Origin of the sequence: Nonomuraea antri, from assembly GCF_013283785.1 — a bacterium.
Lineage (GTDB): Bacteria > Actinomycetota > Actinomycetes > Streptosporangiales > Streptosporangiaceae > Nonomuraea > Nonomuraea antri.
This window is the reverse complement of the sequence record NZ_JABCPZ010000231.1, coordinates 1-17011: the sequence shown is the minus strand read 5'-3', so window position 1 is coordinate 17011 and position 17011 is coordinate 1. Positions and strand designations below refer to the sequence as shown.

Sequence of the window (17011 nt, the reverse complement as noted above, 5' to 3'; positions counted from 1 at the left end):
AGGGCGGGCCGGGAAGCTCGGCGGCCACCCTGGCGGCGGTTTCCCGCAGCCAGATGTGCGCGGCGTCGTGCGCGTGCACGGGATGCCACCACAGGGCCTCCTGCAGCGGCACGGCCTCGAAGGGGCAGGGCAGCGTGCGTACCGGGGCGAGGCCGCGCAGCAGGTGGGCCAGCCGGTGCTGGATGAGCGCCACGCGGCGGGTGCCCGCCACCAGGGACGGCAGGAGCTGGAAACTCTGCACCGACACCTCCACGTTCGGCTCCAGACCGAGCATGGTGAGCTGCCTGGTGACCGGGGCGTCGAAGGTGCGCTGGTAGACCACCCACGGGCGGTGGGCCAGGTCGTCCATCGTGACGTCGCCGGGGTGGTCGTCCGCGACCAGGCAGACCCATTCGTCGCGGTACAGCTCGACCGCGGGCAGACCGGAGACCACGCCGTGCGGCATGAGCATGCCGTCGACTCCCGACAGGAGGGCCTGCGGGCTCTCCACGAGGTCGGGCGGCGTCTGCCGGAAGTGCAGCCGCACGCCGGGCGCCTCCTCGTGCAGCACGCGGGCCAGCCGCGCGCCGAACACGGCGATCGCGTAGTCGGAGGAGAGCAACGTGAAGTCGCGCTGCTCGGTGCCGGGCTGGAAGTCGGCCCGGCTGGTGAACAGCCGTTCCAGCACGGCGTGGGCGTTGGCGGCGGGCGCGCGCAGGGCGATGCCGAGCGGGGTCGGCTCGTAACGGTTGCCCTGCCTGACGAGGAGCTCGTCGCCGAAGTGGCGACGCAGCCTGGCCAGGGCGGCGCTCATCGCGGGCTGGCTGAGCCCGATGCGCAGGCCCGCCTTGGTGACGTTGCGCTCCTCCAGCAGGGCGCGCAGGGCGACGAGGAGGTTGAGGTCGAGGTTGCCGAGGTTCACGCGCGTATCCATGGGGTGGATGGTGGCGATCCAAAGAATCGATTTCCCTGATCTGCCTGAGATGGCTCAAGGTTATGGCATCTCATCGGAGGAAATCTCGTGGAATCATCCCCGCCCCTCGCCGGCCCGTTCGCGCTCGGCACCTTCTCCGCCGGCTCCGGTCCGGCGTTCCCCGGCCTGCTCCGCGGGGACCGCGTCCTCGACCTGAGCGGCCGCGCGCCCAGCGTGCGAGCGCTGCTGGAGCGCTGGGACGAGATGCTGCCGCTCCTGCTGGACGCCGCGGAGACGGCCGAGGAGGGCTGGTCGCCGCTCGCGGAGCTGCGCGTGCACGCCCCGGTCGAGCCCCGCCAGATCCTGCAGTCCGGCGCCAATTACCGCACCCACGTCATCGACCTGGCCGTGGCGCACGAGCCGCCGGGCGGCCGGCCCGCCGAGCGGGTACGCGCCGAGACGGCGGCGATGATGGACCGGCGCGCGGCCGAGGACCAGCCGTACGTGTTCATCGGCCTGCCGTCCTCGGTCACCGGGCCGTACGACGACGTCGTGATCCCCTCCTGGTGCGCCAAGCCGGACTGGGAGCTGGAGCTGGCCGCGGTCATCGGCCGCCGGGCCTACCGGGTGGACCGGGACGAGGCGCTCGACCACGTGGCCGCGTACACGATGGCCAACGACGTCACGGCCCGCGAACTGGTGTTCCGGCGTGACATGCCGGAGATCGGCACCGACTGGCTGCGTGCCAAGAACGCGCCCACGTTCACCCCGCTCGGCCCGTACCTGGTGCCGGCCGCGTTCGTGGACCCGGGCGACCTCCAGGTGACGCTCAAGGTGAACGGCCAGGTGATGCAGGACGAGTCCACCAAGGACATGATCTTCGACGTCGCCCGCCTGGTCTCCTACGTCTCTCAGACCGTCGAGCTGCTGCCGGGCGACCTCGTGCTGACCGGCAGCCCGGCGGGCAACGGCCTGCACCACGGCCGCCTCCTGCGGGCGGGCGACGTCATGGAGGGCACGATCACCGGCCTCGGCACGCAGCGGAACGAGTGCCGCGATGAACGCTGAGCAGGCCATCGCCGAGGCCGCGGCGAAGTACTCGAACTGGGGCCGCTGGGGCGAGGACGACGTCCTCGGCACCGTGAACTTCATCGACGACACCACCAGGGCCGCCGCGGCGCGGCTGGCACGCAGGGGCGCCGCCTTCTCCCTGTCGCAGGCGTTCGACATGAACGGCCCGCAGAACGGCTGGCGGCGGCGGACGAATCCGGTGCACACCATGCTCGACACCGGCCTCGACGCCGTCCACGGCGACCAGGGCTTCCCGCACGGATTCGGCGGCGCGGACGACGTGATCGCCATGCCGCTGCAGTGCTCCACCCAGTGGGACGGCCTCGGCCACATCTTCGACCACGGCCGCGCCTGGAACGGCCGTCCGGCCGACAAGGTCGTCACCAGCGAGGGCGACCAGGTCACCGGCATCGAGCACCTGGCCGCCCGGGTCGCGGGGCGCGGCGTGCTCCTCGACGTCGCCGCCGTGTACGGCGAACTGCCCGACGGCTTCGCCGTCACCGAGGAGCACCTGACCGCCACGGCGGAGGCCCATGGCGTCGAGATCCGCCGCGGCGACCTCGTCTGCGTCCGCACCGGCCGGCTGGCCAGGGCCAAGCGGGAAGGCTGGGGCGACTACGCCGGCGGACCCTCGCCCGGCCTGTCGTTCTGGAGCGCGGGCTGGCTGCACCGCACCGAGATCGCGGCCATCGCCACCGACACCTGGGGCTTCGAAGTGCGTCCCAACGAGTTCGACAACGCCTTCCAGCCTCTGCACCAGGTCGTCATCCCGCATCTCGGCCTGCTCGTCGGCGAGATGTGGGACCTCGACGCGCTCGCCGCCGACTGCGCCCGCGACGGCGTGCACGAGTTCTTCCTCACCGCCGCCCCGCTGCCGGTCACCGGCGCGGTGGGATCCCCCGTCAACCCCCTCGCGATCAAGTGAGACATCAAGTGAGGCTCGCATGCCCGCCATTGACAACGCCCTGATCGTCGGAAGCGGCACCGCCGGCTCCGCCCTCGCGATCCTGCTCGCCCGCGGCGGCGTCGCCGTCGACGTCGTCGAGATCGAGCCGGGCCCGACGGCGCTCGGCTCCGGCATCACGCTCCAGGGCAACGCGCTGCGGGTGCTGCGCGACCTCGGCGTGTGGGAGCAGGTGAGCGAGGTCGGGTTCGCGTTCGACTCGCTCGGCCTGCGCGCCCCCGACGGGAGCCTGATCGCCGAGATCCCCGACGCCCGCACCGGCGGCCCCGGCCTGCCGGCCACGTTCGGCATGAACCGCCCCGAGCTCGCGGCCATCCTCGCCGCGGCCGTGGCCGACGCGGGGGCCACCGTCCGGTACGGGCTCACCGCCGAGTCGATCGGCCAGGACGGCCTGGTGCGGCTGTCCGGCGGATCGACCGCCCGCTACGACCTGGTGGTGGGCGCCGACGGCATCCGCTCGCAGGTCCGCGGCCTGATCGGGATCGACGTCGCGCCCGAGCCCGTCGGCATGGGCATCTGGCGCCTGCACGCCCGCCGCCCCGAGCGGGTCGAGCGCACCGACCTCGTCTACGGCGGCCCCTGCTTCATCGCCGGCTACTGCCCGACCGGCCCCGACAGCATGTACGCCTACCTCGTCGAGCAGGCCCGCCCCCGCGAGGCCGTCGGCGACAAGGTCGCGCACATGCGCGCGCTCGCCGGAGGGTACGGCGGCGTCTGGGACGAGATCCGCGACGACATCACCGACGCCGAGCGCATCAACTACACCTGGTTCGAGTCGCTGCTGGTGGACCGGCCGTGGAACCGCGGCAGGACCGTGCTGATCGGCGACGCCGCGCACGCCTGCCCGCCCACCCTCGCCCAGGGCGCCGCCCAGTGCCTGGAGGACGCGAGCGTGCTGGCCGAGCTGCTGCTCGGCGCCGACCGGCTCGACCAGGAGCTGTTCGACACATTCATGGACCGCCGCCACGACCGGGTGAAGGCCGTCGTCGAGGCGTCGGTGCAGCTCGCCCGCTGGCAGCTCGACGGGGTGCGCGACGCCGACGTACCCGGGCTGATGGGGCGGATCGCGACGATGGTGAGCGAGCGCCCATGACCCTCACCGTGGACGTGCACGCACACGTCCTGCTGCCCGATATCGAGCAGGCGGTGGCCGGGCACCCCGGCCACGACGCCCACCGGGAGCTGGACGCCCGCCGCAACGGCCCCGACGCGCTCGCCGTGTCCGGCGCGATGATCGGCGAGCGGATCGGCCCGCTCACACGGGTGGCCGACCGGCTCGCGGCGATGGACGCGGCCGGCGTGGACGCGCAGATCGTCAGCCCCTCGCCCTCCCATTTCCACTACTGGGCGGGCCCGGAGCTCGCCGCCGAGGTGTGCCGCCTCGCCGCCGAGAAGGTGGCCGAGCACGTCGCCGAGGCGCCCGACCGGCTGCACGGGCTCGGCCTGGTCCCGCTCCAGCACCCCGCCCTCCTGACCGGCGCCCTCGATCACGCGCTCGGCCTGGGGCTGAAAGGCGTGGAGATCTCCTCGCACGCGCCGGGACGCGAGCTGTCCGACCCCGCGTACGAGCCGTTCTGGGCGCACGCCGCCACGACGGGCGCGGTCGTGTTCCTGCACCCGTTCGGCTGCACGCTGGACGAGCGGCTGGACCGCTGGTACCTGTCCAACATCCTCGGCCAGCCGGTCGAGAACGCCGTCGCGCTGTCCCACCTGATCTTCGGGGGCGTGCTCGACCGGCACCCAGGGCTGAAGCTGCTGGCCGCGCACGGCGGCGGATACCTGCCCTACCACCTGGGCCGGGCCGACCACGGGTGGCGGGTGCGGCCCGACGCCCGCGGCTGCGCTCGCGAGCCCAGCAGCTACCTGCGCGACCTGCACTTCGACTCGCTCACCCACGACCCGGCCGCGCTGCGCGAGCTCGTCCGGGTGGCCGGGCCAGAACGGGTGCTGCTCGGCTCCGACTTCCCCTTCGACATGGGCGAGGCCGACCCGGTCGCCGCCCTGCGCGCGGCCGGGCTCGACACCGCCGCCGTACGCGGCGGCAACGCCGCACGACTGTTCGATCTGAAGGACCGCACATGAGACTGATCACCCACCTGCGGCACGTGGACCTCGCCGTGCCCGACTACGACAGGCAGCGCGACTTCTACGCGGGCGTCTGGGGCCTGACCGAGGTCGCCGACGACTCCGGGATCACCTTCCTGGCCGCCGAGGGCTCGCCCGAGCAGTACGTCGTCCGGCTGCGCAAGGCCGAGGAGAAGCGGCTCGACCTGATCTCCTTCGGCGCCGCCACCCCCGCCGACGTGGACGCCCTCGCCGAGCGGCTGCGCGCGGCCGGCGTCCGGCTGGTCAGCGAGCCGGGCCCGCTCGACACCCCCGGCGGCGGCCACGGCTTCCGCTTCTTCGATCTCGACGGCCGCACGGTCGAGGTCTCGGCGGACGTCGCCGTCCGCGCGCACCGCAAGCTGGAGGCCAAGGAGTCGGTCCCCGTACGGCTCTCGCACGTCGTGCTCAACGCCCCCGACATCGACGCGACCCGCCTGTGGTACGAGACCCACCTCGGCTTCGCCCTGTCCGACACCCTCGCCCACCCCCGCATGGGCCAGGTCATGCACTTCATGCGCTGCAATCCGCAGCACCACAGCATGGCCATCGCCCGCGGCCCGCACGCCTCGCTGCACCACATCAGCTTCGAGCTGCGCGGCCTCGACGAGTACATGCACGGGACCGGCAGGCTGCTGCGCGCCGGCGTGCGGATGATCTGGGGGCCCGGCCGCCACCTGGCCGGCGACAACACCTTCTCCTACTTCCTCGACCCGCACGGCAACACCGTCGAATACACCACCGAGCTGGAGGAACTGGACGAGGACGCCTGGCACCCGCATGTCTACGACTTCTCCCAGCCCGAGGTGACCGACCAGTGGGGCACCGCCAACCCCATGAACGAACTGGTCGCCAAGGAGTCGTTCAACGACGTCGACCGCGGCGTGTTCGTCGCACCTCCCGTCTGATGCGCCTGGCCACCTACGTCCATGACGGCCGCACCCGCGCCGGCGTCGTGGACGGCGACACGATCAGGCCGCTGCCCGACGGGATCGGCCCGCTGGACGTGCTCGGGAACGTGCCCCGGGGCGTGTCCGGGGTCGTGTCCGGGGTCGTGTCCGGGGACGTGCCTGGGGTCGTGTCCGGGGACGTGCCGACCGGCGAGCCGGTCCCGCTGGCGGACGTGCGGCTGCTGGCGCCGGTCCAGCCGCCCACCATCCGCGACTTCGTCGCCTTCGAGGAGCACGTCGAGGGCGTGCGCAGGAGCATCGACGGCCGCGGCGGCGTGCCCGACGCCTGGTACGAGGCCCCCGCCTTCTACTTCACCAACCCGTACGCGGTCGTCGGGCCGTACGACGACGTGCCGGTCCCGCCCGGCTGCCGCGCCTTCGACTTCGAGCTGGAGGTCGCCGCCGTCATCGGCGCACCGGGCCGCGACCTCACGCCAGAACAGGCCCGCGACCACATCGCCGGGTACACCATCATGAACGACTGGTCCGCCCGCGACCTGCAGCGCCGCGAGATGCAGGTCAACCTGGGCCCGGCCAAGGGCAAGGACACCGCCACCACGCTCGGCCCGTGGCTGGTCACCGCCGACGAGCTGGAGCCGTACCGGGACGCGGGCGGCTTCCTGCGCCTGGCACTCACCGTCAGCGTCAACGGCACGGTGATCGGCCGCGACCTGCTGTCCAACATGAGCTGGCCGTTCGAGGACCTCGTCGCCTACGCCTCCCGCGGCACCTGGGTGCGCCCCGGCGACGTGCTCGGCTCCGGCACCTGCGGCAACGGCGGCTGCCTGGCCGAGCTCTGGGGGCTGCGCGGCGAGCAGGACCCGCCACCGCTCCGGCCCGGGGACGTCGTCGAGATCACCGTCGAAGGCATCGGATCCGTACGCAACACCATCGTCGCGGGCACGGCCCCCGTACCGATCCCGAAGGCCACCCCCCGCCCCAGGGAACGTCCGCGCTGAACGTCCGCGCTGACCGTCTGCGCTGACCGTCTGCGCTGACCGTCTGCGCTGAACGTCCGGCGGGAGCCCAGGCAGGTGACGTGGCCGGGCTGTCCCGGCTCTCACCCTCTGCCCTGCTCGCGCATCGACCGGTGACGCCGGGCACGTGTCTTCCCGCAGGTGGCGCGGGCCGCCGCCGAATCCACCGCCGCCCTCATCACCACCGGGGACCAAAGCGCGGGCACGGCCCGCCTGGTCAGCCTGCCGCCCAGGACGGACGCAACCGCCAACTGAAACCGCACACGCGCCGGGCAGCACGCTGGTCGCAACGGGCCTGCCCCGCGGGTTTCCGCCAACACTGATCAATCCCGCCGCAATCCTCTTCGTCTCCCTGGTGGCCGCGGACATGTAGCTATGGACCTGCTTGCGCATCTTTCGATGTTGGATTGGCTGGATACCCGGATAGTGCCGGACAGCCAGTGCCATGGTGCCGTTCCCCAGGTCGAGGTTGAGACCGGAGTGTGATGTCAGACGTCGACGCCCGACATCACACTGCATCAGGCTCTGGCGAGCCCGACCGGGGAGCTGACGGTGAAGTAGGTTGCCTCGGTCTCGGAGGCGATCGTCACTGCCTCGCCTGCCGGCCATCGCACGTAGGTTCCTGTCTCGACCTTGTGCGTCCCCTGGCGCCCATTTCGCCCAGAACGTCGCGAGCTGCTTGCGGCCCGCATCGTTGAGCGCGTAGAACTTGCGCGGTGGGCCCACCCGGACGGTCGTTTCGTTACCTGGACGAGGCCATTCTTCTCCAGTCGCAGCAGGATGGTGTAGACCGTGCCTTCGACGACGTCGGCGAAGCCGAGGTCGTCGAGCCGGCGCGTGATGGCTATCCGTAGGTCTCCTCGCCGCCGATGATTTCCAGCACGCAACCCTCAAGCGTGCCCTTCAGCATCTCTGTCGGGTCATGCATCGAGAGTCCTCTTCAGTTCCGGTACTCGGTGGCGCCGAGTACCGCGATGCAGGAGCACGTAGTAGCGGCCGAGCTGCCCAGCAAGCGGCGAGCAGGGGCTGTGGGAGCGATTCGACTCGTCGGCGCCGCGCTCACCGTGGCAAGTGAGGGGCTGGGAGGTGTTGCCGCAGGGAGCGCTGGAGTGCAGACCGAAGGGGATCGCGTCGTCGTCCTTGACTTCGCTTTGAACCGGGCCGACAGGCGGTCCTCGACGAGGAACGGGCACCGCGTGACGCGTCGAATGCGAATCGGAGATGTATGGGGGCGGGCCTTCCCAGGTGGTCCGGGTCCGCAGCACGAACAAGATGCTCTGCAAGGCCAGCCGCTTGGTCCTGGCCGGCGGAAGCACTGTTGACCAGGCGGTGGCGGCTCGATCATCTCTGATGGTTCGTCTCTGCCGCCCAGGGCGGCCAGGTCGTGGCCGTCCTGGGCTTCTCTCGTTCACAGGGAAGGCTCTCGCGCGCCGGTTCCTGACGGAGGAAGCTGGGGCCTTGATTCGTTGATCGGCGGGTTTTGTGAACAGGACGCCTGGACCGGGCTGGGTGGTCGACAATGTCGCGGTGTCGACTCATGTGATTTATGCGGATCTGAGGAAGCCTGATGCGCTGGATCCTGCTTCGTGGGCAGCGATCCAAGATCCTTTTGTTCGGCTGAAGAAGGCTGTCGGCGACCGGGACCGGCCGCTCGTCGTTGGGTCGGCGAAGGAACTGGTGGAGGCCACCGCCCGGGTGGTTCTGCAGGCACGGGGCAACCCGGCCGGCAGCGGCGAAGAGTACGCGAAGGTCCTGGGCGCCGCACACCGAGCCATCGAGCATCAACCGGGGCCAGACATCGCGAAGGATGCCGCGGTGCGGCAGGCGGCGGATGCGGCTCGCAAACTCGCGGGCTTGCTTCGAGAGTTCCGTAACTCCTACGGCACGGGTCACGGCCGCTCGACGCTCCAGCCGATCGAGGACGAAGTCCTCGAAACCTGCATCGACGGCGCCCTGCTGTGGGTTCGCTGGGCGCTTCGCCGCCTGCAGAGCGTGCTCATCGGAGCGCTCCAGCCACTGATCAATGATCTGCGGACTGGCACGTTCAGCTCGGGGAGCTTGGCTACGCGCCTGCAGGCTGCGGACCTCCCGCACCTCGCACCGGAAGACCGGCGAGCTCTGGGCCTCGCCGTGGGGCAGCGAGCTGCGAACAACACCTTCACCGTTCGCATCGACGGAGTCGAAGCATGTGCTGCCAGTCAAGACGACGTCGCCTGGCCATTGGAATACCGGGAAGGACTCGTGGAAGGCCTGTTCATCGATCAATTCGGTCAACTGCAGGTCGATGAGCACGTCTATGGCGTCAAGCTCGCGGCTGAGGTGCTGTCCCCGCACCCTGACCAGGCTCAGGTGTTACACGACCTCAAAGAGAAGCTGCTGACCGCCGCGTGGTCCACGACCATCGTGAACCGATGGGCACAGGTGGTGGCCGAAATGCGTCTACACAGCAGGCTGCTGCGGGAGGAGGACGCTCGACAAGCCTGGGCGGCGATCGCGGACTTCATCGAATCGACGGGCACGGCCCACAAGTCGGGCGGGTCATCGTAGGGATGGATGGCCGTTGCCTCCAGTCCTGGCGTGCAGGGAGAGCCGGTCCGAACCACACAAGCCGGCTGCCGACGGCACCCGATCACTCCGAACCCGCCCGTCTGGCCTGGTCAAGTGGCCTTGAGGTCACGGCGTTGGAAGGCGGCCATCCCTGCCAACGCAAGCGCCAGTGTGATCGCCGCCAGCCAGGTGAGCGGCACGACGTTCACCGATCCTCCTGGCGCTTGTGGCAGGTGCGCGAAGGGGGACAGGTTGCGCAGCCAGGCGTCGAGCTGGAGCAGTTCGCCGAACTGGCCGAGCAGCGCGAAGGCGACCAGCGCCGCCCACGCGAGCCCGGTCAACCGAGGCAGCGCGCCGAACAGCAGCATCGCGATCCCGGCCAACGTCCAGGCGGCGGGCACGTGCACCAGCGCGGCGCCAGCCAGCCGCGCGGTCTGCTCGACCGGCTCGCCGATGCGGATGCCGTGGGCGAGGCCGATGGCCAGCCCCGCGGCCGTCAGGATCACCAGGGTGCCGGCCAGCGCCACGGTCAGGTGGCCGGCCGTCCATCTCCAGCGGGGAACCGCGGTGGCCAGCACGGGCTCGGCACGCACGGCCGCCTCCTCGCCTTGTAAGCGCAGCGTGGCCTGTACCGCGTAGGCGCCCGCCACCAGGGAGAGCAGCCCGAGCTGGGCGGCCAGGAACGTGTCGATGAGCGCACCGGCACCGCCCAGCAGCGCCAGGGCCGCGGCGATCTGCGCGTTGTCGCGGACCAGGTCGCCCACGCTTTGCGCCAGCGACCCGAACATCGCCCCCACCGCGGTGAAGCCGACCGTCCAGCCGAGCAAGGCGCTCCGCTGCAGCCGACAGGCCAGCGCCAGCGGGCCGGCCAGCGAGCGCGCGGCGTCACGCGGGCCCGGCCGCGGTGGCATCAGCCCGGCGCCGAGGTCACGACGGCGTGCCAGCACCGCGGCCGCCGCGACCAGCAGGAGTGCGGCTGCCACGAACAGGACGGCCACCTGCCAGCGTTCACCGGCGAAGGCCCGCACCCGCTGCGCCCAGCCCAGCGGGGACAGCCACGACAGCGCCTCCATCCCGGCCGCGTCGCCCACGGCTCGCAGCAGGAACGCCAGGCCCAGCGCCGCCAGCGCGATGCCGTTGGCGGTGCGGGCATGCGCGGTGAGCTGCGCCGCCACGACCGCGACCCCGGTGAAGAACCACCCGGTGCCCGCCACCGCCAGGCCGAGGGCGAGCGCGCCGCCGGCGGGCAGGCCCTGACCGGTCAGGGCGAGGGCGATGAGCAGGCCGATGAGCAGGTTGGCCCCGCCGGCCACGAGCACCGCGGCCGACGCGAGCGCGTGCCGTCCCACGGCGCAGGCGCCGATCAGCTCGGCCCGGCCGCTCTCCTCCTCGGCCCGGGTGTGCCGGGTGACCGCGGTGATGCTGATCAGCGCGGCCAGCACGGAGGCGATGGTGGTCGCGCGCCAGGCGGTCAGCCCGCCCACCGAGGAGGCGTCGAACACGGGGCCGGTCAGCGCCTGCAGAGCGGGGGTGGAGCCGATGGTGACGCCCAGCGCCAGGCGCTGGCCAGCCTGCGGATACAGCTCGCCGATGGCCGAGGCGGTGGCCGCGACCGTGACGACGATGGCGACGATCCACACCGGCAGCAGCACCCGGTCGCGGCGCAGCGCCGGCCGGACCAGGGTGAGGGTGCCGGTCATGGGGTGACCTGGTAGTGGCGCAGGAACAGCTCCTCCAGCGTCGGCGGCTGACAGGTCAGGCCGCGCACGCCGGCGTCGAGGAGCAGGCGCAGCGCGCTGTCGAGCCGGTCCGGCTCCACCTGCAGACGTACCCGCGAGCCGGTGACCTCCAGGACGTGCACGCCCTCCAGCGTCGCCAGCCCGGCCGGGACGTGGTCGAGCTCGGCGGTGACGGACGTGCGGGTCAGGTGGCGCAGCTGGGCCAGGGTTCCGCTTTCGACCGCGCGGCCGTCACGGATGATCGTGACCTGGTCACACAGCGCCTCGACCTCGGACAGGATGTGGCTGGACAGCAGCACGGTCCGCCCGTTGCCTCGTTCCTCGGCGATGCAGGCGCGGAAGGCGGCCTCCATCAGCGGGTCCAGCCCGGAGGTGGGCTCATCGAGCAGCAGCAGCTCCACGTCGGAGGCCAGGGCGGCGATCAGCGCCACCTTCTGCCGGTTGCCCTTGGAGTAGGCGCGGCCCTTCTTGGTGGGGTCGAGGTCGAAGTGCTCCAGGAGCTGGGCCTTGCGTCGCGAATCGAGGCCGCCGCGCAGCCGTCCGAGCAGGTCGATGGCCTCGCCGCCGGACAGCGACGGCCACAGCATCACGTCTCCCGGCACGTAGGCCAGCCTCCGGTGCAGCTCGACCGAGTCCCGCCACGGGTCGCCGCCGAGCAGCTCGGCGTGGCCGCCGTCGGAACGCAGCAGGCCGAGCAGGATCCGCAGCGTGGTGGTCTTGCCCGATCCGTTCGGGCCGAGGAAGCCGTGCACCTCGCCCCGCTGAACGGTGAGATCGAGGCCGTCGAGCGCACGGACCGCGCCGTAACGCTTGGTCAGGCCATGGACGAAGACGGCAGGCATGGGCGCCTCCCTGAAGCCGGTCTGTCAGGACGTTGCCGACCAGGCTTCCCGGCGCACCATGATTGACGGTAACAGCGCAAAGCGGGCCACGCCAGAGTGCGAGGCCGTTCGACGAGTCGTCAGCCGACGATGACCTTCTCCTCCGGAAGTTCGTAGCGATGTTGGCGCTCCTTCAGCGCCAGCGCCGAGCCCATGGTCAGCGGCCCGATCCGGCCCACGAACATGAGCAGCACCAGCAGCAACTGCCCCGCAGGCGTGACGGCGGCGGTGATCCCCGTGGACAGTCCCACCGTGCCGAAGGCCGAGACCGCTTCGAACAACACCTGGTCCAGGCTGTGCGGGGTCAGTACGAGCAGCACCCAGGTAGAGACGGCGACGAGGCCGATGCTGATGGCAGTGATCGAGACTGCCTGTCGCTGAGCGGAGTCGCTGAGACGGCGGTGACCGACGTTGACGCGGGGTTCGCCGCGCAGCTCCGCCCAGATGATGAAGGCCAGTAGCCCGAACGTGGTGACCTTGATGCCGCCGGCGGTGCCCGCGCTGCCACCCCCGATGAACATCAGCACATCGGTGGCCAGCAGGCTCGACGGATACATCTGCGCGATGTCGAGGCTGTTGAATCCCGCCGTGCGTGGCATGACACCGGTGAAGAAGGCGGCCAGCAGCTTGCCAGGGCCGTCGAGCTTGCCGAGGGTGGCGGGATTGCGCCACTCGGTGATGAGGAAGACCAGCGTGCCTGCCACCAGCAGGATGAGAGTCACGCCGACCGTGACGCGGGTCAGGATCGTCCAGCGGCTCGGCCGACGCCAGGAACGGGCCAGCTCGAACACCACGGGGAAGCCCAGCCCGCCGACGATCACGGCGGCGGCGATGGGAAGGCAGATCCACGGGTCGGTGACGAACCGCATCAGGTTGTCCGGCCAGAGCCCGAAGCCGGCGTTGTTGAACGCCGACACCGCGTGGAATCCGCCCAGGTACACGGCCGCTCCCAGCGGCTCGCCATATCCGATCACAAAACGGGCGGACAACACCACGGCAACGACAGCCTCGCAGGCCAGGCTGAACAGCACGATCTTGCCCACGACCCGCCGGACGTCGGACATGCTGAACGTCTTGGTCTCCGCCTGAGCGAAAATGCGCGTGCGCAGCCCCAGCCGACCGGCCACCAGCAGAGTGAACAGTGTGGCCAGCGTCATGATCCCCAGTCCGCCGGCCTGGATCAGACCGGCGATCACCAACTCGCCGAACATCGACCAATGCGAGGCGGTGTCCACCACCACCAGGCCGGTGACGCAGACGGCGGAGGTCGCGGTGAACAGCGCGGTCAGCCAGCCCGCCGAACTGCCGGAGGTCGTGGCGATCGGTAAGGTCAGCAGGACGGTGCCCAGCAGGATCGCGGCTGCGAAACCGGTCGCGATGACCTGTGCCGGGTGACGGAACTGCCCGAGGGCCGACGCCCATCTCTTTCTCATGATGTTGTCTCCGCTAGGACGTCAGGCGAGGTAACGCAGCCACAGGTACGGCACGCACAGCGCGATCGTCACCAGCGTGACGACCAGGCCGTACCTGGTGAACTGCCAGAAGCTGATCGGGTGACCGTTGCGGGCGGCGATGCCCAGGATGACCACGTTCGCCGCCGCGCCGACGGCGGTGGCGTTGCCGCTGGGTGGCGTCGGCGGCCGCCTCGGAGATCCGGCCGATCACCTTGGTGTGCATCAGCGCGCCGACCATGACGAACAGCCCGGCGAAGAAGACCAGGGTCGGCCATTCCACCTCGCGCAGCGCGTCCTGGGTGGTGACCTTGGTGGCCGCCACCAGGATGGCCGCGCCCAGGATAGCCATCACGGGCGGACGGCTGGTAATGCAGCACGAACGCCACCATGACCAGTGCCGGCACCGTCGGCGACTGCCACAGCAGGCGCGAGTCGGCGATCGCGTCGCGCTCGTTGAGCGTCATGATCTCCGCCGCCCGCTCCGGGTCATAACGGAAGGACTTGCGGAACAGGATTCGGCACAGCCCGATGAACACCGCCGGCCGCAGCACCTGAGTGCCCGGCAGGATCGTCAAAGGCAGGCCGTGGCTGTCGACCACGATGAGGCCGGGCAGCTTCTGCTCGGCCAGCAACCGGGCGGCCTCGCTGATCAACGTGTCTGAGGTGACGGTGGGGAAGGGGGCAGCTAGGTCGCGCGCATGCATCGGCAACCTCTCAAGATCGGCAATTGGATTGCCGACCAGACTTCCCGGCACACCTGTCAAGAACCTATCAATAGCCCTCAACTGAGCTGGCGATGGGAGTAGCTTGAAAACATATGACGGATTTAGTTTTATGGACGCATGGCGGGAAGTGCCCGCCACAAGGACTTGAAGGAGCGTCACCCGTGGACCTGTTCGCCGACTTCCTCGCTTGGGCCTGGCCGCGCCACCTCAACCCGATCAGCTGGTACATCCGGCCCCTGTTCTTCCTGCCGATCGCCTACTTCTGCTGGACCCGCCGCCCGGCCGGGCTGGCCGTCACCATCGCGGCCATGCTGTCGAGCTTCTTCTGGTTCCCGGCCCCCGCTCCGGGCGAGATCGATCCGAAGATCGCCGGAGTGCTGGAGATGGAGAAGGAACTGTTCGCCGACCCCACCTGGATCACCTGGGTGACACTGCCGCTCATCCCGGCGCTGATCGGCGGTCTGTGCGCGGCGTTCTGGTTCCGCTCGATCGGCTGGGGGCTGGTCGTCATCGACGGCGGCCTGGCCTTGAAGATCGCCTGGACGATCGCCAACTCCGGCAGCGACGGCCTGGCCACCGTGCTACCGCTCGGACTCGGCGCGATCGCGATGACCGCCGTCATCGTCGTGATCGCCCGCTGGAAGGGCCTGCGCCTGGCCCTGCGCGGCTGAACACACGCCCATCTGAAACCATACGAACGAAACGTTCACACGGAGAAAGGCTTGCCGCCATGCCACCCGCGTTCACCGCCGAGGAGAAGACCCGGATCACCGCCCTGCTGCTGGAGACAGGCCGGCACCTGTTCACCTCCCAGGGGCTGCGCAAGACCAGCCTGGAGGAGCTGATGGCCCCCACCGGCGTGGCCAAAAGCAGCTTCTACGTCTTCTTCGACTCCAAGGAGGACCTGTACCTGGAGCTGATGGTGCGCCAGTCGGCCGAGGTCAAGCGCAAGGTCATCGACGCCGCCCTGCTCAGCGCCCCCGACCCGCGCGAGGGGCTGCGCCGCTTCCTGCACGCCACCCTCGACGAGCTGTCGGCCAACCCGCTGTGGCGTCGCCTGATGACCCACCCCGAGGAGATGCAGGCCGTGGCCCGCAAACTCGACCCGGCCCGCATCACCGCCATGGCCGACAATCCCGTCACCGCGCTGAACGACTACCTCACCCGCCACCAGGGCGACCTCGTGGCGGCCGACCCTGCCGTGATCACCGGCGTCCTGCAGTGCGTGCTGCTGGTCCCCATGTTCGCCGACCGCCTCGGCGACCCCGCCCAGTTCCCCAAGATCCTCGGCCTGCTCGTCGACATCGTCGCCGCAGGACTCACATCTCAGAAGGAATGACGGTCATCTACGACGCAGCCGAACGCCTCGGCATCCTGCCCGACCTGGCGGAACGGCACATCGCCCCCGACCGGATGCTCTACGTCAAACGCGACAGCAGCACCCGCTTCACCCTGCCGGGACAGACCGTGCGGGCCATGCTCGGCGAGCGCGCCATCAACCTGCTGCGCGGCGACATCGAGGACGTCCTGTACCAGCGGGTGCGCGACCACGCCGAGATCCGGTTCGGCACCACCCTCACCGCCGTCACCCAGGACGACCTCGACGTGCGCGTCACCTTGTCCGATGGGACCGTCGAGACCGCCGACCTGCTCGTCGGCGCCGACGGCCTGCACTCGAAGGTCCGGGCACTGGCCTTCGGCCCCGAAAGTGACTACCGCCTGGACCTGGACCACATGGTCGCGGTGTTCATGATGGACCAGCGCCCGGCCGTCGTCCCGGAAGGCGCCTCGGCCACGTTGACCGCCACTGGCCGCACGCTGGCCGTCATCGACCTTGGCCACGGACAGGCGGGCGCCTTCTTCGGCTACCGCACCGACAACGTGGCCCGCGAACTGGCCGACGGCCCCCAGATCGCCCTGCCCCGCGTCTACGGCGACATCGGCTGGGCCGCCCCCGAGGCGCTGCGGCAACTGCCTGGCGACGAGTCCGTCTACTTCGACTCCATCAGTCAGATGGTCCTGCCTCGCTGGAGCCAGGGCCGGATCGTGCTGCTGGGCGATGCCGCCTGGTGCGTGTCCCTGTTCGCCGGCTACGGCTCCTCCCTCGCGGTCGGCGGCGCGGACCTGCTCGGCGACATGCTCGCCGCCCACGTCGACGACGTGCCCGCCGCGTTGGCCGCCTGCGAGGCCCAGTTGCAGCCAGAGGCGGAACGCAAGCAGCGGCTCGGCCGCCGGGTCAAGGGTCTCTACGCGCCCGCCGACCCCTTCCGGCTGTGGCTGCGCGACCTGCCCCTGCGGATGGCATCCTGGACGCCGGTCGGCCGGCTGATCGAGCGCCGCCTGCAGCTCAAGGGGTGAAGCGGCGGTGCCGCTCGTTGATCAGAGAGAGCGTACGAATCGGCGGGCGGCGAGTCTCCTTTGCCCTGTAGGGGCACTAACCGTACTAATGATGCACAACCCCATCAGGTTTGTGCCGGGTGACAGGAGCTTCTCGTGAGTGCGACCAGTGAGCCGGCCATCCCCGCGGTGGTCGACAGCCCGGCGCGGCCGACGGAGCCAGGCAGCCGCCTGACCCGCTGGTTGCTGGAGCACCGGGTGCAGCAGCCGGTCGGCCCGGAGACCGAGGAGGGGCACGCCAAGCCGCAGCCGTGGTGGAAGGTGATGTGCCTGACCGGCGTCGACTACTTCTCCACGCTGGCCTACCTGCC

The 17011-nt window shown here is 70.5% G+C and carries 16 protein-coding genes and 2 pseudogenes; 11 read left to right on the top strand and 7 right to left on the bottom strand.

Features of this window, described 5'->3' with window-relative positions; genetic code table 11:
* Positions 1-913, bottom strand: a 913-nt coding sequence (locus HII36_RS44960; protein ID WP_217370749.1) for a LysR family transcriptional regulator, incomplete at its 3' end; no start/stop codon positions are given.
* Between the two features lie 87 nt (positions 914-1000).
* Here HII36_RS44960 and HII36_RS44955 point away from each other — a divergent pair.
* Genes HII36_RS44955 through HII36_RS44930 form a run of 6 tightly spaced genes read left to right on the top strand, consistent with a single transcriptional unit; the run spans position 1001 to position 6939 of the window.
* On the top strand, positions 1001-1960 hold the full coding sequence (locus HII36_RS44955; RefSeq protein ID WP_328808177.1) for a fumarylacetoacetate hydrolase family protein: 960 nt from the start codon (positions 1001-1003) through the stop codon (positions 1958-1960).
* Positions 1950-2888 carry a cyclase family protein gene (locus HII36_RS44950; protein ID WP_173529483.1) on the top strand — a complete coding sequence of 313 codons (939 nt, stop codon included), beginning with the start codon at positions 1950-1952 and terminating at the stop codon, positions 2886-2888. Before HII36_RS44955 ends, HII36_RS44950 begins: the two co-directional genes overlap by 11 nt.
* A 19-nt stretch (positions 2889-2907) precedes the next feature.
* Positions 2908-4020, top strand: coding sequence for an FAD-dependent monooxygenase (locus HII36_RS44945; protein WP_173529482.1), 1113 nt, complete (start codon positions 2908-2910; stop codon positions 4018-4020).
* Positions 4017-5009: an amidohydrolase family protein gene (locus HII36_RS44940; protein ID WP_173529481.1), complete on the top strand. Its 993-nt coding sequence runs from the start codon at positions 4017-4019 to the stop codon at positions 5007-5009. Before HII36_RS44945 ends, HII36_RS44940 begins: the two co-directional genes overlap by 4 nt.
* The gene (locus tag HII36_RS44935) at positions 5006-5938 is read left to right on the top strand and encodes a VOC family protein (protein WP_173529480.1); all 933 of its coding nucleotides are present in this window, start codon (positions 5006-5008) and stop codon (positions 5936-5938) included. Before HII36_RS44940 ends, HII36_RS44935 begins: the two co-directional genes overlap by 4 nt.
* Positions 5938-6939 (top strand): fumarylacetoacetate hydrolase family protein, encoded by a 1002-nt coding sequence (locus HII36_RS44930; protein ID WP_173529479.1) that lies wholly within the window; start codon positions 5938-5940, stop codon positions 6937-6939. The genes HII36_RS44935 and HII36_RS44930 overlap by 1 nt, the downstream gene beginning before the upstream one ends.
* Positions 6940-7608: 669 nt before the next feature.
* Here HII36_RS44930 and HII36_RS44925 read toward each other — a convergent pair.
* Positions 7609-7885, bottom strand: a pseudogene (locus HII36_RS44925) (PadR family transcriptional regulator); the annotation flags it as partial.
* A gap of 581 nt (positions 7886-8466) precedes the next feature.
* Between HII36_RS44925 and HII36_RS44920 the strand changes: the two are divergent.
* On the top strand, positions 8467-9504 hold the full coding sequence (locus HII36_RS44920; protein ID WP_173529478.1) for a hypothetical protein: 1038 nt from the start codon (positions 8467-8469) through the stop codon (positions 9502-9504).
* A 110-nt stretch (positions 9505-9614) separates the two neighbouring features.
* Here the strand turns inward: HII36_RS44920 and HII36_RS44915 are convergent, their stop codons facing one another.
* From HII36_RS44915 to HII36_RS57380, 5 genes and pseudogenes are all read right to left on the bottom strand, one after another.
* A complete protein-coding gene (locus HII36_RS44915; protein ID WP_173529477.1) occupies positions 9615-11204 on the bottom strand; it encodes an ABC transporter permease in 1590 nt (529 codons plus the stop codon).
* On the bottom strand, positions 11201-12085 hold the full coding sequence (locus HII36_RS44910; RefSeq protein ID WP_173529476.1) for an ABC transporter ATP-binding protein: 885 nt from the start codon (positions 12083-12085) through the stop codon (positions 11201-11203). Before HII36_RS44910 ends, HII36_RS44915 begins: the two co-directional genes overlap by 4 nt.
* 119 nt (positions 12086-12204) lie before the next feature.
* On the bottom strand, positions 12205-13557 hold the full coding sequence (locus HII36_RS44905) for a TrkH family potassium uptake protein (protein ID WP_173529475.1): 1353 nt from the start codon (positions 13555-13557) through the stop codon (positions 12205-12207).
* A 21-nt stretch (positions 13558-13578) separates the two neighbouring features.
* Positions 13579-13713, bottom strand: coding sequence for a hypothetical protein (locus HII36_RS58340; protein ID WP_268959765.1), 135 nt, complete (start codon positions 13711-13713; stop codon positions 13579-13581).
* A gap of 106 nt (positions 13714-13819) precedes the next feature.
* A pseudogene (locus HII36_RS57380) lies at positions 13820-13927 on the bottom strand (hypothetical protein); the annotation flags it as partial.
* Between the two features lie 537 nt (positions 13928-14464).
* Between HII36_RS57380 and HII36_RS44895 the strand changes: the two are divergent.
* The 4 genes from HII36_RS44895 to HII36_RS44880 all read left to right on the top strand — a co-directional run.
* A complete protein-coding gene (locus HII36_RS44895) occupies positions 14465-14974 on the top strand; it encodes a hypothetical protein (RefSeq protein ID WP_173529474.1) in 510 nt (169 codons plus the stop codon).
* Between the two features lie 59 nt (positions 14975-15033).
* On the top strand, positions 15034-15642 hold the full coding sequence (locus HII36_RS44890) for a TetR/AcrR family transcriptional regulator (protein WP_173529473.1): 609 nt from the start codon (positions 15034-15036) through the stop codon (positions 15640-15642).
* Positions 15639-16661: an FAD-dependent monooxygenase gene (locus HII36_RS44885; protein WP_173529472.1), complete on the top strand. Its 1023-nt coding sequence runs from the start codon at positions 15639-15641 to the stop codon at positions 16659-16661. Before HII36_RS44890 ends, HII36_RS44885 begins: the two co-directional genes overlap by 4 nt.
* Positions 16662-16796: 135 nt before the next feature.
* Positions 16797-17011: hypothetical protein (locus HII36_RS44880; RefSeq protein ID WP_217370748.1), on the top strand; the 215-nt coding region annotated here is incomplete at its 3' end.

Coding starts and splice junctions, on each gene's coding strand:
- HII36_RS44935 (WP_173529480.1), top strand. CDS start 5,006: ATGAGACTGATCACCCACCTGCGGCACGTGGACCTCGCCGTGCCCGAC.
- HII36_RS44910 (WP_173529476.1), bottom strand. CDS start 12,085: ATGCCTGCCGTCTTCGTCCATGGCCTGACCAAGCGTTACGGCGCGGTC.
- HII36_RS44885 (WP_173529472.1), top strand. CDS start 15,639: ATGACGGTCATCTACGACGCAGCCGAACGCCTCGGCATCCTGCCCGAC.
- HII36_RS44905 (WP_173529475.1), bottom strand. CDS start 13,557: ATGAGAAAGAGATGGGCGTCGGCCCTCGGGCAGTTCCGTCACCCGGCA.
- HII36_RS44930 (WP_173529479.1), top strand. CDS start 5,938: ATGCGCCTGGCCACCTACGTCCATGACGGCCGCACCCGCGCCGGCGTC.
- HII36_RS44945 (WP_173529482.1), top strand. CDS start 2,908: ATGCCCGCCATTGACAACGCCCTGATCGTCGGAAGCGGCACCGCCGGC.
- HII36_RS44940 (WP_173529481.1), top strand. CDS start 4,017: ATGACCCTCACCGTGGACGTGCACGCACACGTCCTGCTGCCCGATATC.
- HII36_RS44950 (WP_173529483.1), top strand. CDS start 1,950: ATGAACGCTGAGCAGGCCATCGCCGAGGCCGCGGCGAAGTACTCGAAC.
- HII36_RS44890 (WP_173529473.1), top strand. CDS start 15,034: ATGCCACCCGCGTTCACCGCCGAGGAGAAGACCCGGATCACCGCCCTG.
- HII36_RS44915 (WP_173529477.1), bottom strand. CDS start 11,204: ATGACCGGCACCCTCACCCTGGTCCGGCCGGCGCTGCGCCGCGACCGG.